Here is an 18,173-nt window from a genome sequence, read left to right as displayed (position 1 = left end):
AATTAGGTAAATTCACACGTTCTGTGTAAAAATCCAACTCCTAAATGCTAAGCCCTAAAACTTTTTCTCTACAACGTCTTATCTGTCTATCATAATATTATTCTGAACTTCAATAGATTCTTCATGAATTGCCTTGAAGACTTTTTCTATAAATTCCTGAGACATTCCGGTTTCCAATGCCTTTTGAATCGCGTACTCAGTAATTACTTTCCAACGTTCTGGCTGAAAAATCGCAATATCATTCTCTTTTTTAAGCTTACCAATTTTCTCGGAAATTTTCATTCTTTGCGAAAGTAATTCAATCAGTTGAAAATCAAGATCTGAAATCAGTGTTCTATGTCTTCCCATTTCTCCTTCAAATCCTGCCAGATTTGTATTTCTGACTTTTAAATTACCAATCAATTCTGCCAGAACTTCAGGAGTAATTTGCTGAGAAGCGTCACTCCAAGCTTCATCAGGATTGCTATGGGATTCGATAATAGCACCTTGGTAACCCACGTTCAACGCTTCCTGAGTAATATCCGCCAAACCTATTCTGTTTCCACAAATATGAGAAGGATCAATCAACATTGGAATATTAGGGAACTGGCTTTTAAAGTCTAATGCAATCTGCCAATTCGGATTATTTCTGTATTTTGTTTTTTGGTACGTAGAGAATCCTCTATGAATAACTCCAAGGTTTTTAATACCTTGCCCCAAAAGTCTTTCCAAAGCTCCTACCCACAAAGCCAAATCCGGATTGACCGGGTTTTTCACCAAAACGATTTTATCTGTTCCTCTCAAAGCTTGCGCAATTTCCTGAACCGTAAACGGATTTACTGTAGAACGGGCTCCGATCCAAAGGATATCTACATCCGCCTCCAAAGCTGCAAAAACGTGGTGTGCATTGGCAACTTCCGTCGCTGTTTTAAAACCGTATTCTTCCTTCACTTTTTTCAGCCAATTCAGGCCAATTACCCCTACTCCTTCAAATCCGTTGGGTTTTGTACGTGGTTTCCAGATTCCTGCACGGAAAATCGGCACCTGAGCATTGGTTTCTTTTATTCTCCTTGCCGTTTCCAACATCTGAGCTTCACTTTCCGCGCTACATGGTCCTGCAATCATCATGGGTTGAGCAAACTCATTAATCCAATCGTTTTTTAAATCTTTTAAATTCATTATCGTTAATTTATTTTATTCTTATTTTTAATAGGGGTCAATAGCAATTTCATTATAAAGTTAATTTATAATTCTTTCAAAAAAATGCCGTTAAAAATTATTATTAAAGGAAACAGGAATTGAAGACTTCAATGATCCTATTTATTTTTTGGAAAGAAATTCAGTTAGCAATACCAATAACTAAATCGGTAATAATTTCTGAAATTTCTAAAATAAGCAGAAGAAAAACTAAAATAACCGCTAAAAAAGTGATTAGCGGGTGCAAAAGTAGACAGGTATGGTTTTAATAAATTTTCCACTGTAAGTCGTCTATTTCTAGCTTTTCTGTATTAATTTGTTTTTGTCGAAAAATGTTTTTCCGGACAAATATTTGACAAATATATAAAATTTATGTCAAATCAAACCTCATTAAATCATCAAGATCTTTAAGAAGCGGATTTTTTTGTGTAAATTTTTCGAAGACTTTCCTTTTGGTCATCACTTCTACCTTCAGATTTTCAAAGTCTCTTTTGTATTCAATTTCAATAGAATAGTTATGAACTTTTCTTTTAAAATGGTTAAAGAATTCACCGCTGATTTTATCAAATTCTACTTTTGCAGAATCAGAAGGATACGAAACTGTAATCTGATGTTCATTTGACTTGAACATTTTAAAGGTCTTAACTGCATTAAAAACAAATGGATCTTTCTTCTGTAGCTGTTTTAGCATGAGATTCCATTCCGCTTGAAGATCGGTATCTGTGAAATGATGTTGAGGAAGGTTTTCAGTTTTTACGGCAACATTTTCATCTACTTCTACTTTTTCTTCTTTAGTTAAAAAAGAATTGATGCTGAATCCTGATGTAGACGGACGTTTTGATAAAGGTTTCGAAGTTTTTACAACAATGTTTTCCTCTTGTACAGCAACTACTGTTTCAGGTTGCTTTTCTTTTATTTCCTGAGGTTTTGCAGGAACAGGGATTTTAACTTCCAGTTTCTCTTTAAGAAACGGAGCTAATATTATGAACTTTTTTTTTTTGTAACGTCTCCATTAGCCGTTAAAGAGGCCAACTGCATCAAAGCAATTTCTACAGTAAGCCTAGGATTTTTTGAGTTTTTATAATTGATGTCTGCGTGATTGCAAATTTCAATAGCATCAATTAACTGTTGAGCATTCCACTTCTGAGCCTGCTCCACAAATTTAACTTTTGTCTGTTCCCCAACTTCTATCAGTTCAATTGTAGAAGCATTCTGAGCCATCATCAAATCTCTGAAATGATTTCCCAACCCAGCAATAAAAATATGCGGATCGAATCCTTTCTTTACAATTTCATTGAATGCAAATAAAACTTCAGGAATTTTATTTTCTTTTGCTAAATCAACGATATTAAGATATTGATCATAATCCAGAATATTTAATACTTCCGCTGCTTTAGCCAGCGTTATATTTTTCTGAGAGAAAGTAGAAAGCCTGTCAAAAATAGAAAGCGCGTCTCTTAATGCACCATCTGCTTTTTGGGCAATTAAATATAAAGCATCGTCCTCATATTGTATATTCTCTTTCTGAGCAATCTTTTTAAGATGCTCCTGAATGTCTTCAATGATAATTCTTTTGAAATCATAAATCTGACAACGAGACAAAATCGTAGGAATGATTTTATGCTTCTCAGTCGTTGCTAAAATAAAAATAGCGTGCGCAGGTGGTTCTTCCAATGTCTTAAGAAATGCATTGAACGCAGCAGAAGACAGCATATGAACCTCGTCGATAATATATACTTTGTATTTACCAACCTGAGGAGCAAAACGAACCTGATCTATCAATTCTCTGATATCATCTACAGAGTTGTTAGACGCCGCATCCAGCTCATAGATATTGTATGCAAAACCATCTTCTGAAACAGACCCATCTTTTTCATTAATCTTTCTTGCCAGAATTCTGGCACAAGTGGTTTTACCCACACCTCTCGGTCCACAGAAAAGCAAAGCCTGAGCTAATTGGTTTTCTTCAATGGCGTGCTCTAATGTATCTGTAATGTGCGATTGCCCAACAACGGTATCAAACTCCTGTGGGCGGTACTTTCTTGCAGATACAATAAAATTTTCCATTGGTCAAAAATAAGAAATAAAGTTTTAATCTGAAAGTGTAATGTTTTCAAATTATCCACAAAATTATCTCCTTACAATATTAAAGATGATTTTATTTTTCTTTTTTACTGTAAGCAAAATCAATAATTTCGATGATAGCTTTTTCGATTTCCTGTCTTCCTTCTTCTGTTTTCAAGTCGATTCCACAGAATTTATGAGCATTATAACCTGTATAAAGATTAAGATAATAAGCTCCGGAAACAAGGAGTGCAGTAATGGCACGATATCTTACAGCATCTTCTTCACCAAAATAAGGATCTACAATATTTGAAAAAAGCATCTCTCCCATCTCTTCTCTTTCATCTGCAATTTTCTTAAGAATAGCCTTATTTTCAGAAAGCCCCCAAAGTATAATTTTCTGAAGTTCTTTATTTTTTTTCAGATTATCAAATTGGCTCAGAATGGCCATTTTAGATAATTCTTTACCTCCATCGGAAATATCTACTTCTACATTATCCTGGTTTACTCTGCTCCAGTAATCCTGAGATTTGATATACTCATCAATCAGCTTATCTGTACTTCCGAAATACTCATAGATCAGTTTTTTATCAAATCCCGCTACTGCAGCAATTTTACTTACTTTTAGTCCAGAATAACCTTTAACTCGTAAAATTTTTCCAACTGCGGCTAATAGTTTTTGTTTGGTCTTCTCTTTATCTCGGATAGGACCTTGTACAACTTTTCTAGGCATGTTTTTTATTATTTTTTTGCAATATGCAATTTATTTTTGATATCCTCAAACGCGTTCAATGTTTTGTCGAGATGCTCTCTCTCGTGTGTTGCCGTCATACTCATCCTTATACGCGCATCTTTTCTCGCCACTGCGGGATATATTATCGGATTGGTATATATTCCGTGATCTAAAAGAAGTCTCCCTACATCTCCTGTAATATGCGGGTCACCAATTTTTACAGGTATAACTGCTGAGCAGGTAGTTCCGGTATCTAATCCCATATCATCAAGCCCTTTTTTGAAATAATTGATGTTATCCCAAAGCTTCAAGCGCCAATGCGGCTCTTCATCTATGAGTTCAATGGCTTTAATAATTCCAGTAGCGGTAGGTGGCGGAGTTGTTGCAGAAAATATCTGTTGACGGGATTGAAATCTGATGAAATTAGTCAATCTCCTATTGGCAATCACATATCCTCCCAAGTTACCAAATGTTTTACTGAATGTTCCTGTGATAATATCAATTTTATCCAGCAACCCGGTGTTTTCAATGGTTCCTCTTCCTGTCTTTCCTAAAATCCCTACTCCATGCACATCATCAACCATCAAATAAGCATTATATTTTTTTACCAATTGATATATTTCTTCAATCGGTGCTGTATCTCCATCTTGAGAATAGACTCCATCAACAACCACCAATTTGGTACGATATTGATTTTCCGAGGTTTTTAAAATCTGTTCTAAAGCCTCTAAATTATTATGCGGAAATGTCTTCCTATTTGTTAAAATACATCCTTCATATACACTTGCATGTACCGCCATATCTACAATTGCAATATCTTCTTTCTGAAGCAGAATCTGTAATGTGGCACTATTTGCAGTATATCCTGTAGTAAAAATAACCGCCTCTTCCTGCTTTCTCCCGAAAAAAGAGGCTATTTTTTCTTCTAAATCGTTGTGATAAGAATAATAACCACCGATGAGCGGAGTGGCAGCAGTACCTGCGCCAAACTTCTCTATCCCTTCAATGGCTGCTTGTTTTACCTTAGGATGTTGTGTAAAACCTAAATAATCACTCGTAACAAAGCTTATGAATTCTTTTGTAGTATTTCCTGCAGTAACGCTCATTACCGAACTGCATCCTGTATTATTCTGTAATCTGTAGCGATGCCCATTAGATTTCATATAATCTAAAAAATCATAATAAATATTAGCACGCTCCATCATATCCAGATCCGGAATATTCTCAAAGTCTTTGAAAGTTGCTGTAGAAAAATCTATGTTCATTTTTGATTATTAGTTTGTGGAGTTATTTATAACAAATATATAATTTAAACTTAAATAATTCCACTTTTTTTAAAAAAATTTTCACATATTTTTATTCACAATTACAGCACGTTATATATTACATTAACATTTATTATGAAAATCAATAACTCAATCAATTTTATCTATATATTTCACCATCCTTTATTATTTTATACATTCAAAAAATAATAGGAAATTTGTACGTTTCAAAAAATCTCATTTCAGCTACAGTATTATGAATAATTTAGAAAAAGCGGACAAGAACAGTAATAGATTTAAACTTATAAAAGCAGGCATCTTCTTATCCGGACTTTCTGTATTTGCACAGTTGTATCTTTTTCAGCCTCTTCTTCCTTTAGTAAGTGAATATTTTAATACAGGAGCCGGAAATAGTTCTCTTTTAGTATCCTCTTCTACCATTGGAATGGCGATAGGTCTTTTTTTCTTTGCCTTCAAAGCCGATGCCTATCCTAGAAAGCAGCTCATGGTCTTTTCTCTGCTTTCTTCCGCTCTTCTCACTGTTATCTCTGCCTGGATTCCCAATCTCAGCATTTTAATTGCGATCGGCTTTTTTAAAGGCTTTGTAATTTCCGGAGTTTCAGCCGTTGCTCTTGCTTATCTTACAGAGGAGGTAGAAATTTCTTCTGTTGCACTTGCCATTAGCATGTATCTGAGCGGAAATACTATTGGAGGAATGAGCGGAAGAATATCCGCAACCATTCTGGCAGGAGAATTTGGTTGGAAAAATGCGGTTATGATTATTGGAATTGTAAGTATTGCATTAGGTTTGATTTTCTGGAAGATCTTTCCAAGTTCCCGGTTTTTTCATCCACAGAAAATAGATTATTCTTTGAAGATAAAACAAATGAGACGGTTTCTTACAGATCCTTTTTTATTATCTTTATTCTGTATTGCAGCTCTTATCATGGGTACCTTTGTAAGTATTTATAATTATTTAAGCTTCCGGCTAGAAGCTCCCCCATTTTCACTGAGTCACTATTTTATAGCTCTTATTTTCTTAATGTATATTTTCGGAGTTTTCGGAACTATGCTGACCAGCCGTTTATCTAAAATTTATGAAAAAAGAAGTATTCTTAAGTATTCTCTCATCATGATGTTTGCTTCTTTATTCCTTTTCTATTCACAAAATATTTATCTGTTAATTTTGGGATTAGCAATATTTACGTTATGCTTTTTCTCTGCTCACACCATGGCCAGCCAACTGGTTGCCCTTCGAGCGAAATACGGAAAATCTTCAGCTACTTCAATATATTGGTTGTTTTATTATTTTGGCTCCAGTATTTTAGGAAGCGGAACTGGCTATCTATTACATTCCACCTCATGGACTTTTTTTATAAGCTTACTTGCCTTCACTCTATTTATTGCATTTATTCTATCAGGAAAGCTTATCTTATTTTCTAAACGATCTTCTTAACATTAAGTTAATCTTTTTCTATATTGAAAATTTTTACAGCAGAAAATGAACAGGTTAACAACTTTCATGAATTAATTTTACGAAAAATAACGAATTCATAGAATTTAAGGCATAGTATTTGCAACGTGTTGTACAATTAAGTTTATAAAACATAAAGACAAAAGTTTTTGAATTTATAGATTGTAAGCACCCAAATCTTAATTATATATTTTATTTACGAAAAATCCACAATTGTAATGATTGTGGATTTGTTTTTTGATATGTTAATCTGTTGATGCTTTTAAGGCAACACAGGTGGTGAAATTCTTTCGTTTTTAGTAGATAAAGTTCCTAAAAAGGCTTCCAATTGTGTAACCTCTTCGTCTGTAAGATCCAATAGTCTCAGCATATCAGATTTTTGAGAAGTCAATGTAATTCCGTTATGTATTGTTGAACGGTATTTGTAGGGCTCAGGATTTCCTTTGTTATAGACTTGAATAATATCCGTTAAGGAGGTAAAAGATCCATTATGCATCCAAGGACCTGTTCTCAATACTTCTCTCAAGCCCGGAACACGAAACTTCCCAACATCATCGGGATTTTTAGTCACCAAATATCTTCCCAAATCTTCCTGTTCGGAGTTTAATAGAGATGTCCCGATATTTTCAAAGCGATTATTAGAAAAATATCCTGAATTGTGGCAGTTTACACATTGTGCTTTTGTACGGAAAAGATGAAGTCCCATCACTTCATCGTCTGTAAATACATTAGTTTCTCCATCAATAAATCTATCAAATTTGCTTGGAGTACTTTTTATTGTTCTTTCAAACGTAGCAATTGCTTTTGTAATTCTCTCTTTTGTAATTGTTTTATCTCCAAAAGCTTTCTCAAATAATATTTGATAGCCTTTTATTTTGGCAATTTTACCTGCAGCAATATCAATATGCTCACTCATTTCTTTTTTATCCTGAATCGGCATTTGAGACTGCTCTTCCAGCGATGCAGCACGACCATCCCAAAACAAGGTGGTTGCATAGGCAGTATTTAAAATACTCATTGCATTACGTGTTCCTAATTGTCTATCGTGCCCAAAAGAAACCATTCTATTATCACACCAACCCAATTCAGGATCATGGCAAGAAGCACAAGCGATCTGATTGGACCCAGATAAGCGGGGATCATAAAACAATGTTTTCCCCAGAAAAGCTTTTTCTGAGGAATAAGGATTATCCTGTGGAAACTGTACTTCAGGAAGGTGTCCGATTTCTGAAAAGTGAGGTTTTGCCTCTTCATCCAGCATCGGAGCCGGCCATTTTGAGGTATCTCCGGAAGCATATAGTTCCCTTAATTTTGCAATAAAAGATTTTTTTTGAGCAATATCTCTCTGAACTTTACTGCTCAGACAGTTGTTTAAAAGCGTAACGATAAGAAGTAAAACTAAAACCCAGCTTAGTGTATTCTTCATTTTCCTGGCGAATTTCAGCAAAAATAGGTAATAATTTTATATTGAAATAATGATGGAGAATTCGGTTCAATCATCAATAAAACTTAAATTAAAACACTTAAGTTCAATAAGTTAAATCAATATTTACATTATTTGAAATTTATCATAGTAACCAGACTTGACAAAGCCAATAAAAATCTTATTTTTATTTTCCAATAAATGCCCCTGTAATTATGCCGCCTGATGCATCTCACAAGCTGATTCCTATGACTACATTTGTCATAGAATATTATTCACACGAAGGATATGCAGATCTTCAAACTTTAAAACTGATGAAGAACTATGCGAACTTCCTGAAAAAACCTTTACATCTGGGAATGTTTGTTCCTGTAGATCAAAATGGAAATGTATTGAAAGAGCCAAGAAATTATACTTCTTGGAAGGCTCTTGAGCACAACACTAAAGGTGATTCCAATGACAATACCGCTTTTGAAGAATACAGAATATATCTTGCCGCTGAACAACGTTGTTTATTTAAAGACTTTAAAGTAGATTATAATGGATATTCTAGAGTAAGAATTATTGCTGATTATAATCATTCGATCGAATTGTCATTTAATAAAAATGATCTTAGCTTTTTAACATTCCAAGACGTGGAATCACTCACTGTATTTGAGGAAATATACTTAACCCGAACTGCTTTACGTGCCATCGGAATAAAAAAGAAATAATGCTTCTCATAATATCAGCAAGTTCTGATATATTATCTATGAAATAAGTATATCTTTTTCCTTAAATAGCTTCTCTGTAAAAAGACAAAGCTCCCATTTCTCTTTCAAACTACTATAAACAAAAAATCCTCAGAAATTCTGAGGATAAAAACTAATAACCATGAAAACTCAAATTAAACATGAGTTACTTTCTGTTATTAAAATATTGTGCCAATTAAATTCTGTCAAATGTTTTTTAGCAATAATTAAGATTATTTAAGAAAAAATAATAAAAAATCATCTTGGCATAGTTTATTCTCTTACTTAATTATCTTAAAATTTAATATCATGGCACACAGAAATTTTAAAAAAGAAGATTTTGTAAAAAATCAGTCCGGAGAGTATCAGCTGGAATTTCAAGAAGGAAACATTGGAGAAGGAGCTGATTTGATTGTAGAAAGAATAAATGAAAATGGTGACTATGAAGTAGTACAGGCTGAAATCAAAAGGCATAATCAATTGATTTTTATCTGGTGGAGCGAACCTTTTGACGGAAGAATTCTATTTGATGAATAAATTTCTCTCTCTTTTCAATATAAAAACGGACCATGATAAAATCATGATCCGTTTCAATTAAAACAATTCTAAATTATTTTCCGCCGCCATTGTTTTTTTCAACATCGGTTTTGGTATTCTCTTTTACTTTCTGATTTCCAAATCGCTTTACAAACGTAAGCGCGAATCCGTACCAATCAGATCTTGTTGTATTTCTTTGACTTCCCGTTGGGTTAAATGTAGTAGAATCAAAAGTAGGTCTGTTGAAGATGTTCATCAACTGTAAACTGAATTCCATTTGTGTTTTAGGGAAAATTTTCGTTGCTGAAATATTATGGAAAACATTTGTTCTGTTAGCAATTGAATTTCCGTTATTCTGGTTCGAAACTTCAACCCATGCACTCAAATTAATGTTTTTATTAAACAAATTGGTATATGACAAGTTGGTTGAACCTGACCAATAATTGATGTATTTTGCAGCACCAGTCAATTCATTTTTTATATTAAAATCACTGTTGTCGATATAATTCCATCCGAAGCCAAGATTTACACTTAGTTTATTTTTAAAGAAAGACTGATTGGTATTTGCATACAGGTAATATTTATGTACTTTTCCTAAAAAATTTCTTTCTTCGGAAATAATTTTATCCCCCTCTGTTACATAAGCCGTCCAATAGTCCTGGTCGGTGAACATATATCTTGCCGAAAGAAAATATTTCTTAAAAAAACCGAATTTCATATATACCCTGTCACTGGGATTTGGCAATAAGTCCATATTTCCACGGGAATAAAACCCGTCATTTGTCGGCTGCATAAAGGGATTAAATTCCGAATACCAAGGTCTCCAGAGATTCCTGTTATAGGTAATACTCAAATCATATTTATCAGAGAAAGAATATTTTATCAAAATATTAGGCAAAAACGTTCCGTAAGAGTCTTTTCTGGAGGTTCCCGCTACATCCTGACGGATTTTGTAATCAATATGTTCGTAACGGATTCCGAATCGTGTTTCTAATTTTTTAAAGAATGTTTTGGAGTAATTCGCATACACTGAATTGATATTGTCTTCATAATGGAAAACATCTCTTGAGCTAAGACCTGCAAGCTGATTTCCATACAAATCATTTGGAATCACATTATTGTTAAAATCCATCTTCCCTCCTACTTCCAGGTTTCCTCCGGACTTTCCTAATGGCTGTGTATAATCAACTTTTACGTAATAATTTCTGTTTTCAACATCTGTTAATACTCCAATTTCCTGTACATCTGTCTTTTTAGGATAAATTGTATTTTTAATGAAATAGTTGTTATCGGATTCACCATCATAATTGCTTCCTAAATTAATATCTAGGATTTTATTTTTTTCTTTATCATAATATTTATAGAAAACATTAGTTCCCAGCGTACGGTTGAGTGTTGATGAGTTCTGATTCTGATTGTATAAATATTCAAGATCATTATTTACATAACGCGATCCTTCTGCTTCAGAAGAGTTACTTCTTTTCCCCTGATACAATTCAAGAATAACTCCTACCGTATTTTTATTATTAATTTCAAACTCTGAAGTTGAAGACAATGAAGGGTTCTTACCTGTATACGTATTTTTGGTACTTCCTTCTGTGATCATATTATTCTCATATACCGTGTTCAAAAATGAACTTTTCTGAATAGAAATATTATCACTATAGCTTCCGATAAGGGTTTGTGTAAAATTTTTCTTATGATAGTTTAAGTTGAGATTCGTATACTGAGAATTTTTGGTATTCTGCCTGTTATTAAAGGTAACACTTCCTTTGATCCCTTCATCATCACGCTTTTTCAAGACGATATTCACAACAGAACCCGTTGCTTCATATCTTGAAGACGGACTTGTAATCACCTCGATTTTCAACAGATTATCCGCAGGAATGGTTTGCAGGTATTCTTTCAGTTCTTTTCCTGTAAAAACAGATTTTCTGTCGTTGATATATACCGTAACTGATTCTCCTTCCGCTTTCAAAGCATCATTACTATCAACACTCAATAATGGTGTCATTCTCAACACGTCCCAAGTTGTGTTTCCTGCAAGAATAGAGCTATTGGCCACATTAAAAACAGTACGGTCTACCTTAGATTCTACAGTAGGCTTTCTGGCCACGAAAGTAACGGCCTCAATTTCTTTTACTTTTGATTCTACCGTGTCTTTTTCAGCTTGTGCAAAAACTAAAGTACCCATTAATAGTGCGATTGGCGCTATAATATTTTTCATTAAAAATTATGTTTTTCAACTATAAGACACCAATATGGGAATATTTGTTACATGCAATAAGTGTTAAAGTAAGTTAATTTCAACCACTTTTATTCAAATCATAAAAAAACAGACAATTAAGTGATTAAAGTAATTTTATCAAGATAACTAAAAACAGACTTTAGAATTTATAGAGTAATGCATTGATATTCATTCCTGCTCCCACAGAAGCAAATAAAACAATATCTCCTTTTTTGATATTATGCTGGCTCAATTCCCCTTTTAAAATCATTGTAAGCAGAGTTGGTATAGTTGCAACGCTGCTATTCCCCAGTTTTTGTATGACCATAGGCATAATATTATCAGGTACCTGTAAATCATACAATTGGTAGAATCTATTCACAATCGCTTCATCCATTTTTTCATTCGCCTGATGAATAATTATTTTGCTCAGCTCGTTTATAGAATATCCACTATTATCAAAACATTTTTTCATGGCATCAGGAACGTTTAACAAGGCAAATTCATAAATTTTGCGCCCATCCATTTTGATATACCTCGTATTCTGACAGTTATCATTGTTATAAGATTTCCCAAAATACAGATAGTCCTTTTCTTTTAAGGTATGAGAGGCCGATAAGTGAGATTTCAGACCTGAATCATCTTCGTTATTCACTTCCAATATCACTGCTCCTGCGCCATCCGCATAAATCATACTGTCTCTGTCATGTATATCTACGACACGCGAAAGTGTTTCTGCACCAATCACCAAACAACGCTTAGCTATTCCTGATTTTATAAATGCATTTGCCTGTATCACCCCTTCTATCCAACCTGGACATCCAAATAAGACATCATAGGCAACACAAAAATTATTTTTTATTTTTAAAGAATGTTTAACTCTCGATGCAAGACTGGGAACCATATCAGACTGTACGGTACCATAGCGCACATCACCAAAATTATGAGCAAATATGATATAATCCAGTGTTTCCGGATCTATTCCTGCGTTTTCTATGGCTGCCTGAGCCGCAATTAACCCTAAATCGGAGGTTACCTGATTGGCAGTAGCATATCTCCTTTCTTCAATCCCTGTAATCTTTTGTAATTTACTGGTAATTGAAGCGTTATCTTCCTTTAATATAACTCCCTTTTCATTTAGAAAAATATGTTGATCAAAAAATAAATTCGTTATTGTTTCTGATGGAATATAATTGCCTGATCCTATAATTTTACTTGTCATCTTATTATAGATTTCTTGATGTTTTTAATATAAATTGATTAATGGCCAAACGCTCAATCTATTTACACAAAACCTCCTGCTATCAACAAGAGGTCAATGAACATATCACTGATCTAACTTAAATGTTCATTAATAATAACATCAAAACATTGAAAATAAAGCAATTAATATGATTTCATTACGCCCTCAATAAAGGGTTATTAGAAATATAAACTGAGTACAATTTAAATGATGCTTGTTTATATTTAAATTGTATTTCTGTTTTTAAAGGTAAGCTATTAAAAATGATTCGCACTATAAAAAATATTTATTTTCAACAACTTAATCGATCTATCTGAATGCGCAATTACAACCATTCGATCTCTTTTAAAACTTTCCCGATTTTCCGTTGAAAAATATTTATCAGCCTGTTGACTTTAATTTCTTCAATGATTATAAATAGATGCAGTTTTATATTCTTTTCTCAACTTTTATTCTGATGGCACAAAATACTTTCATGTCCTTTCACCAAAAAATAATAACGGATTTGGCGCTCTATTATTTTTCAATACTAGCATTTTTAAATTTAAAATTATCCTCTTTAAATCAACTATAAAATTCTTAAAGTGGATAAAAAATTTATCCTTTCAAAAGAAAAACTTCCTGAGAAAAAACCGAAAAGAAACAAATTGCTCGTTCATTCAAAAAAAACACAAACAATTGATTTTCAATGAACAAATAGTTTTGAGTGGTAAATAGGTGGTCAATTCACCCTAGTAAAGTGGTATTAAGGTGGTAGAAAATTAGTTTTATATTTTGATTCATTGTATCGTTGTAAGAAAATATCTAAAACCTATTCTTATGAAAAAAATCGCCATTTTTTTAACACTTTTAGGAACCCTTGGCGGTAAAGCACAATGGACGACTAACTATGCTATCAACACCTCGGCTTCAGATTTAACAGCAAGCGCCATCAGCTCCCAAACAACTTCCGACGGAAAAACATTTCTTGCGTATTGGGTAGCACAACCCGCTCCTACCAATTTCAAAATGTATGTTCAGCTTCTTGATCAGAGCGGAAACAAATTATTTGGACCTAATGGGATGGAAGTTCATGTAGGAGGCGATCCTGTATTCAGTATGTCTACCTATACTGCTATTTATAATACAGCAATTGATAACGATAATAATTTTTATATTGCCTTTATGGAAACCGCTGGAACCCAAAGAGGATATGTACAAAAAATTTCAACAGCGGGTGTCGAACTTTGGGGACTTGACGGGTTGAGTTTAGGAAATACGGCATATGTTCCTAAGGTCTTTCCAGGTAAAACTTCAGGCGAAGTATACATTAGTTCTTATCAAAACGGAGCTGCGGTATTAGGTAAATACGGAGCTTCTAAAAATTTGCTTTGGCCTTCGACTCAAACAATACCGGCTCCTGCTACTTTTACCCAAACAAGCCTTGGAGAAGGTGCTGTTCTTTCAGATGGCAGCTTTATGGCTCTTTTCCATGCAAGAACTGTAGCATACACTACTAATTCTACCTTCTTCGCTCAACGCTATAACAGTACAACCGGAGCACCTATGTTTGCAACGCCTACAAGATTATCGGACAGAACTACGGTATACAATACGAACTATACTACTGTTTTGGATAATGATAATCTTTATTTGGGATATTCCGCGGCTAATTCTTCAAGAACTGATTCTTTTCTTCAAAAAATTGTTTCGGACGGAAGTATTCCTTGGGGAATAAACGGAGTAGATTTTGCCACCTCCAATCTTTATTTTGAGTTCAACACCTCTATTGCTATGAACCCTGGTTCTAATTATATCTGGGCTCTTTCCCGATTAACCACAAGTTCACAAGGGTCAATAGGATCTTTCGTTCAAAAATATGATAAAAATACCGGTGCAAGACTTTTAACTGATGATGCGTTAGAAATTTATCCAGTAACAACAACTTCAAAACAACCTGCAGGATATCTGAAAATGCTGGGTGCAAAACCTGTATTTGCTACGATAGGAAGTGATTTTAACGGAGCTAACCCTACTACTATTTCTTTAACAATTCTAAATGATACTAATCCTTCTACTTTTATCCTTCCCGGAGGAAGCGTAGGAATCGGTACTTCAGCATATGCCAAAGGAAATATTACCCTGAATAAAGGTCTCGGTAATCAGTTTATTGTAACATGGGGAGAAAACAGACTAGGTGCTACCAATCCTTATGCTCAGAATTATGATTTTTCCTCTTTCCTTTCTACACGCGATGTCATAAAAGATGACGCAAGCGGAATATCTGTATATCCGAATCCCGTAAAATCTGTTTTAAATATTCAATCTAAAGAAGATATTTCTTCTGTGAAAATTTATAATACAGCAGGACAGCTCGTTACTACCGCTAAAGAAACCCGCCAACTTAACGTTTCTGCTTTAGAAAAGGGAATTTATTTCGTACAAATTGTAGATAAAAAAGGAAATGAAGTGACTAAAAAAGTAATTAAAAATTAAGCTCTTTTTTAATATCTCCATACAAAACAAGTTAGTTTGAATATGATCTAATAATTGCAACAAGGATAAATCAGAAGGTTTATCCTTGTTTCTTTACAGTATTCTAAAATTTTTTATATAAAAACTATCCATAGTTAAGATTTTTATTTTGAATATCTTTTCCTTCTGCGTAAATTTGCAAAAAGTAAAATTATGAATTATACACTTGAGCTCAATACGCAGGAGCCCGGCTCTAATCTTGTTTTTAACAATATCGTATTTGATTCATTCAAGGTAAACATAGTTGAAAGGCATGTTGGTTCTATGCGTTCCCGTTTAAAACTGAACCATGTTTTGTTTAAAGTAAGAACTTTAGATAATGAATTAATTATGACTAAAGCCGGTAACGGAAGAATTAAAATAAAAGGGGACGATTTTGAAGCTTACCAAAGAGCAGCACAGGCTTTAAGTTCGTATGAATATAAAAACAGACTTATCAACAGAAAAGAAGTGGAAGAAAACTATGTTCACTTCATTTTACGCTTAGTTATTATAAATTATCAGCTTTAAGATAAACTACCCAGTTTAAAATAAAAAAGTTATTCCGAAAAATATCAGCTTTTAAAGGCATAAATTTTTTCAGAATAACTTTTTTTGTATTGTAATGCAACATCTACTTTTTCAGATTCCACTGAGGAATTTTCTATCATTATATTTTTTAAAATTTTAACAATACATATTGATGACAAGTTGGATTAGATGTAACTATAAAGTGGCATTCCTCATACACTATCCATACTTTATCCTGCCTTTTGGTATTAAGATGAATATTATTAACTCATTCTAAAATAGCTGTCTTTCATTTACTCTAAATACAACATATTCTAAGATGCAAGCTTCGATATGTCTACATATGTATATAAAAAACAAAATCAGAATAGAACATTTTTATTCTAATTTAAGGTATTTGTAAGTACGTCTAACCTTTGATAGAAAATTCCATCCGTACAGTGACCAGTCCGGCATCTTCTCTTTCAGCAATTTACAACATGCCATCTTCTAAGATCCACTAAATACGTTCTCCCTCCATTTCACACATTCCAAACTTCTGAAGTTTTTACCTATTTCACTTGTAATGTATAAGGCTATCTATTAGATGGCCTTATATCATTATTTGCAGTCTTTACTCCAACAGCGACTATTTATTTTCATCATTTTCATAATATGATTAGTCAACTCTTCATCATAAACATATCTCCCAACATCCACACTGTATACAACCCCATTCTTAACTGTAAAGATCATATCGATTTTTTGACCATTAAGAAATATGGTAAGATAGCCATGATTATGGCTTACCCTCACTTCTTCGCCTTTAGAAAATTGGTTAACTCTTTTGCAAATAAATATCAAATCATTTTTGTCTTTCACCTTCAAATTATCTATTCCTCCATTGTATTCATACCATCTATTTTCAATCTCGATATTTGTTGCATTACATTCTAGAGATTTATTTTTACAGCTAATCAGAAAAATAAAGATAAAGGCCAGATAAATGTAATTGTATAATGTTTTCATTATTTTGGTTTGATTAAATTAGTCGTTTCTCCTAAATATTTGGTATCTCCACTAAAAGTTGATGCTGAAGCAGAAACATCTTCAGGACCGACTCCTAAGCCATAACTATATCCGTGATATAATAACCTATCTTTAACAAAAGTTTTTTTGGGAATGTAATAGTTTTCATAATTCCATGTATATTTATATTCTCCACTATAGCTTTCAAATGTAGATCCTCCTACAGGTCCAACTCCAACTTGCCGCCCTTCTCCATAGCCTTCTAAGGTTCTCAAGTCAAATTGGTTTAATGAAACATCTGAAAACATAAAACTTATTTGAATTCCCGCTGACGCTTCAGCACCTTCTACGGTATTGCCTGTAGCATATATTCCTGCTTTCCCCGAATCTGGTCCTTTCATCATTAAAGCTGAACTTAGACTAACTCCAAAACCTTTTCCTAAAGCAAGATTACCTCCTAAACTAATAGAAATAGCATCGGGGTCTCCATGAGCTGAAGCTAATTCATCAAACTTATATTGCCCTGAAATACCTCTATAATCTCCATAGGTCCTTCTCAGAGAATCATCTGGAGCTAAAGATATTCCCTGTACAGGATATGGAGCAGAAATATTAACATCCATATAATATTTTTCAGACTTAATTCTTGCATATTCTCTATACTTTCCTGATGTAATGTCATAAAGATTGAAAATAATATCAAATGGCTTTCTCCCATCAGGATCAATAAATCTCACCGGATTATCAAACGCATAACTGTATGGCGACCAGTTTGGCATTTTCTCCGCTAGCGGGTCTACCCCATACCACATACTCAATCTTGGATTATAATATCTTGCTCCATAATAATACAACCCTGTTTCGCTGTCGAGTTCCTTGGCATTAAACTTATACGGATTATCATATGCTCCTGCCATCTGTTCTACCATAGTTTCCTCGAATAGTAAATTTAAGAAAAATTGTGTTGGGTTAGCATTAGAATCAGTAACAAATGTTGCTGTTCCCAAATGATCACAATACAGATAATGTACATCAGGAGAACTGCTTAGAGTCTTCAGTTCTACAGCTAATCTGCTCATACTGATTCCTGCTTTCCCCAGAGATAATTTGATTCAATATTATTACAAAACTGCTTTCTTATGTTCTGATAGAAACAAAATGAAAAAACCTACCGAGTGCCAACTCAGGAGGTTTTTATTTATGGAAGCGGATTTGAAATCCTTTTCCATAGGGAAATTTTGGTTACCTCAAAGAGGATTCTAAACACA

15 protein-coding genes are annotated in these 18,173 nt (G+C 33.6%); 5 read left to right on the top strand and 10 right to left on the bottom strand.

Translation table 11 applies throughout. From position 1 onward, the window contains the following. Positions 1 to 78: 78 nt before the first annotated feature. The 5 genes from LV842_RS00200 to LV842_RS00180 all read right to left on the bottom strand — a co-directional run bounded on the left by LV842_RS00200 (position 79) and on the right by LV842_RS00180 (position 5,238). The gene (locus tag LV842_RS00200) at positions 79 to 1,158 is read right to left on the bottom strand and encodes a chorismate mutase (RefSeq protein WP_233109446.1); all 1,080 of its coding nucleotides are present in this window, start codon (positions 1,156 to 1,158) and stop codon (positions 79 to 81) included. 388 nt (positions 1,159 to 1,546) lie between these two features. Beyond that, the gene (locus LV842_RS00195) at positions 1,547 to 1,867 is read right to left on the bottom strand and encodes a hypothetical protein (RefSeq protein WP_233109445.1); all 321 of its coding nucleotides are present in this window, start codon (positions 1,865 to 1,867) and stop codon (positions 1,547 to 1,549) included. 290 nt (positions 1,868 to 2,157) lie between these two features. Beyond that, positions 2,158 to 3,243, bottom strand: coding sequence for a DNA polymerase III subunit gamma/tau (gene dnaX / locus LV842_RS00190; RefSeq protein WP_233109444.1), 1,086 nt, complete (start codon positions 3,241 to 3,243; stop codon positions 2,158 to 2,160). Positions 3,244 to 3,334: 91 nt separating this feature from the next. After that, positions 3,335 to 3,973 carry a TetR/AcrR family transcriptional regulator gene (locus tag LV842_RS00185; protein WP_233109443.1) on the bottom strand — a complete coding sequence of 213 codons (639 nt, stop codon included), beginning with the start codon at positions 3,971 to 3,973 and terminating at the stop codon, positions 3,335 to 3,337. An 8-nt stretch (positions 3,974 to 3,981) separates the two neighbouring features. Continuing rightward, positions 3,982 to 5,238, bottom strand: coding sequence for an aminotransferase class I/II-fold pyridoxal phosphate-dependent enzyme (locus tag LV842_RS00180; RefSeq protein ID WP_233109442.1), 1,257 nt, complete (start codon positions 5,236 to 5,238; stop codon positions 3,982 to 3,984). Positions 5,239 to 5,494: 256 nt separating this feature from the next. On the opposite strand from LV842_RS00180, the gene LV842_RS00175 reads away from it, so the two are divergent. Next, positions 5,495 to 6,694: an MFS transporter gene (locus tag LV842_RS00175; RefSeq protein ID WP_233109441.1), complete on the top strand. Its 1,200-nt coding sequence runs from the start codon at positions 5,495 to 5,497 to the stop codon at positions 6,692 to 6,694. Between the two features lie 280 nt (positions 6,695 to 6,974). On the opposite strand, the gene LV842_RS00170 is transcribed toward LV842_RS00175, so the two are convergent. Beyond that, positions 6,975 to 8,138: a cytochrome-c peroxidase gene (locus tag LV842_RS00170; RefSeq protein ID WP_233109440.1), complete on the bottom strand. Its 1,164-nt coding sequence runs from the start codon at positions 8,136 to 8,138 to the stop codon at positions 6,975 to 6,977. A 212-nt stretch (positions 8,139 to 8,350) separates the two neighbouring features. Between LV842_RS00170 and LV842_RS00165 the strand changes: the two genes are divergently transcribed. Together LV842_RS00165 and LV842_RS00160 are read left to right on the top strand one after the other, a co-directional pair. Continuing rightward, the gene (locus tag LV842_RS00165; protein ID WP_233109439.1) at positions 8,351 to 8,848 is read left to right on the top strand and encodes a hypothetical protein; all 498 of its coding nucleotides are present in this window, start codon (positions 8,351 to 8,353) and stop codon (positions 8,846 to 8,848) included. Between the two features lie 327 nt (positions 8,849 to 9,175). Further along, positions 9,176 to 9,403, top strand: coding sequence for a glutathione synthase (locus LV842_RS00160; protein WP_233109438.1), 228 nt, complete (start codon positions 9,176 to 9,178; stop codon positions 9,401 to 9,403). Between the two features lie 73 nt (positions 9,404 to 9,476). Here LV842_RS00160 and LV842_RS00155 read toward each other — a convergent pair whose 3' ends face one another. Continuing rightward, positions 9,477 to 11,630 (bottom strand): outer membrane beta-barrel protein, encoded by a 2,154-nt coding sequence (locus LV842_RS00155; protein ID WP_233109437.1) that lies wholly within the window; start codon positions 11,628 to 11,630, stop codon positions 9,477 to 9,479. A gap of 160 nt (positions 11,631 to 11,790) precedes the next feature. Further along, complete coding sequence (locus tag LV842_RS00150; protein WP_233109436.1) at positions 11,791 to 12,852, bottom strand: 3-oxoacyl-ACP synthase III family protein; 1,062 nt, start codon at positions 12,850 to 12,852, stop codon at positions 11,791 to 11,793. 840 nt (positions 12,853 to 13,692) lie between these two features. On the opposite strand from LV842_RS00150, the gene LV842_RS00145 reads away from it, so the two are divergent. Together LV842_RS00145 and LV842_RS00140 are read left to right on the top strand one after the other, a co-directional pair. Further along, positions 13,693 to 15,348: a T9SS type A sorting domain-containing protein gene (locus LV842_RS00145; protein WP_233109435.1), complete on the top strand. Its 1,656-nt coding sequence runs from the start codon at positions 13,693 to 13,695 to the stop codon at positions 15,346 to 15,348. 192 nt (positions 15,349 to 15,540) lie between these two features. Continuing rightward, the gene (locus LV842_RS00140; protein ID WP_233109434.1) at positions 15,541 to 15,897 is read left to right on the top strand and encodes a prevent-host-death protein; all 357 of its coding nucleotides are present in this window, start codon (positions 15,541 to 15,543) and stop codon (positions 15,895 to 15,897) included. 600 nt (positions 15,898 to 16,497) lie between these two features. Here the strand turns inward: LV842_RS00140 and LV842_RS00135 are convergent. Next, entirely contained in the window at positions 16,498 to 16,905 is a 408-nt protein-coding gene (locus LV842_RS00135; protein ID WP_233109433.1) for an SPRY domain-containing protein, read from the bottom strand. Beyond that, positions 16,905 to 17,984 carry an RHS repeat domain-containing protein gene (locus tag LV842_RS00130; RefSeq protein ID WP_233109432.1) on the bottom strand — a complete coding sequence of 360 codons (1,080 nt, stop codon included), beginning with the start codon at positions 17,982 to 17,984 and terminating at the stop codon, positions 16,905 to 16,907. Before LV842_RS00130 ends, LV842_RS00135 begins: the two co-directional genes overlap by 1 nt. Positions 17,985 to 18,173: the final 189 nt, after the last annotated feature.

The organism is Chryseobacterium gwangjuense (genome assembly GCF_021311115.1).
Classification (GTDB): domain Bacteria; phylum Bacteroidota; class Bacteroidia; order Flavobacteriales; family Weeksellaceae; genus Chryseobacterium; species Chryseobacterium gwangjuense.
This window is presented reverse-complemented; position numbering and strand designations above follow the sequence as displayed.

Bases quoted from the DNA above. Each gene is read 5' to 3' on its own strand.
- LV842_RS00200 (WP_233109446.1), bottom strand. From the start codon at position 1,158: ATGAATTTAAAAGATTTAAAAAACGATTGGATTAATGAGTTTGCTCAA.
- LV842_RS00195 (WP_233109445.1), bottom strand. From the start codon at position 1,867: ATGCTAAAACAGCTACAGAAGAAAGATCCATTTGTTTTTAATGCAGTT.
- dnaX (WP_233109444.1), bottom strand. From the start codon at position 3,243: ATGGAAAATTTTATTGTATCTGCAAGAAAGTACCGCCCACAGGAGTTT.
- LV842_RS00185 (WP_233109443.1), bottom strand. From the start codon at position 3,973: ATGCCTAGAAAAGTTGTACAAGGTCCTATCCGAGATAAAGAGAAGACC.
- LV842_RS00180 (WP_233109442.1), bottom strand. From the start codon at position 5,238: ATGAACATAGATTTTTCTACAGCAACTTTCAAAGACTTTGAGAATATT.
- LV842_RS00175 (WP_233109441.1), top strand. From the start codon at position 5,495: ATGAATAATTTAGAAAAAGCGGACAAGAACAGTAATAGATTTAAACTT.
- LV842_RS00170 (WP_233109440.1), bottom strand. From the start codon at position 8,138: ATGAAGAATACACTAAGCTGGGTTTTAGTTTTACTTCTTATCGTTACG.
- LV842_RS00165 (WP_233109439.1), top strand. From the start codon at position 8,351: ATGCCGCCTGATGCATCTCACAAGCTGATTCCTATGACTACATTTGTC.
- LV842_RS00160 (WP_233109438.1), top strand. From the start codon at position 9,176: ATGGCACACAGAAATTTTAAAAAAGAAGATTTTGTAAAAAATCAGTCC.
- LV842_RS00155 (WP_233109437.1), bottom strand. From the start codon at position 11,630: ATGAAAAATATTATAGCGCCAATCGCACTATTAATGGGTACTTTAGTT.
- LV842_RS00150 (WP_233109436.1), bottom strand. From the start codon at position 12,852: ATGACAAGTAAAATTATAGGATCAGGCAATTATATTCCATCAGAAACA.
- LV842_RS00145 (WP_233109435.1), top strand. From the start codon at position 13,693: ATGAAAAAAATCGCCATTTTTTTAACACTTTTAGGAACCCTTGGCGGT.
- LV842_RS00140 (WP_233109434.1), top strand. From the start codon at position 15,541: ATGAATTATACACTTGAGCTCAATACGCAGGAGCCCGGCTCTAATCTT.
- LV842_RS00135 (WP_233109433.1), bottom strand. From the start codon at position 16,905: ATGAAAACATTATACAATTACATTTATCTGGCCTTTATCTTTATTTTT.
- LV842_RS00130 (WP_233109432.1), bottom strand. From the start codon at position 17,984: ATGAGCAGATTAGCTGTAGAACTGAAGACTCTAAGCAGTTCTCCTGAT.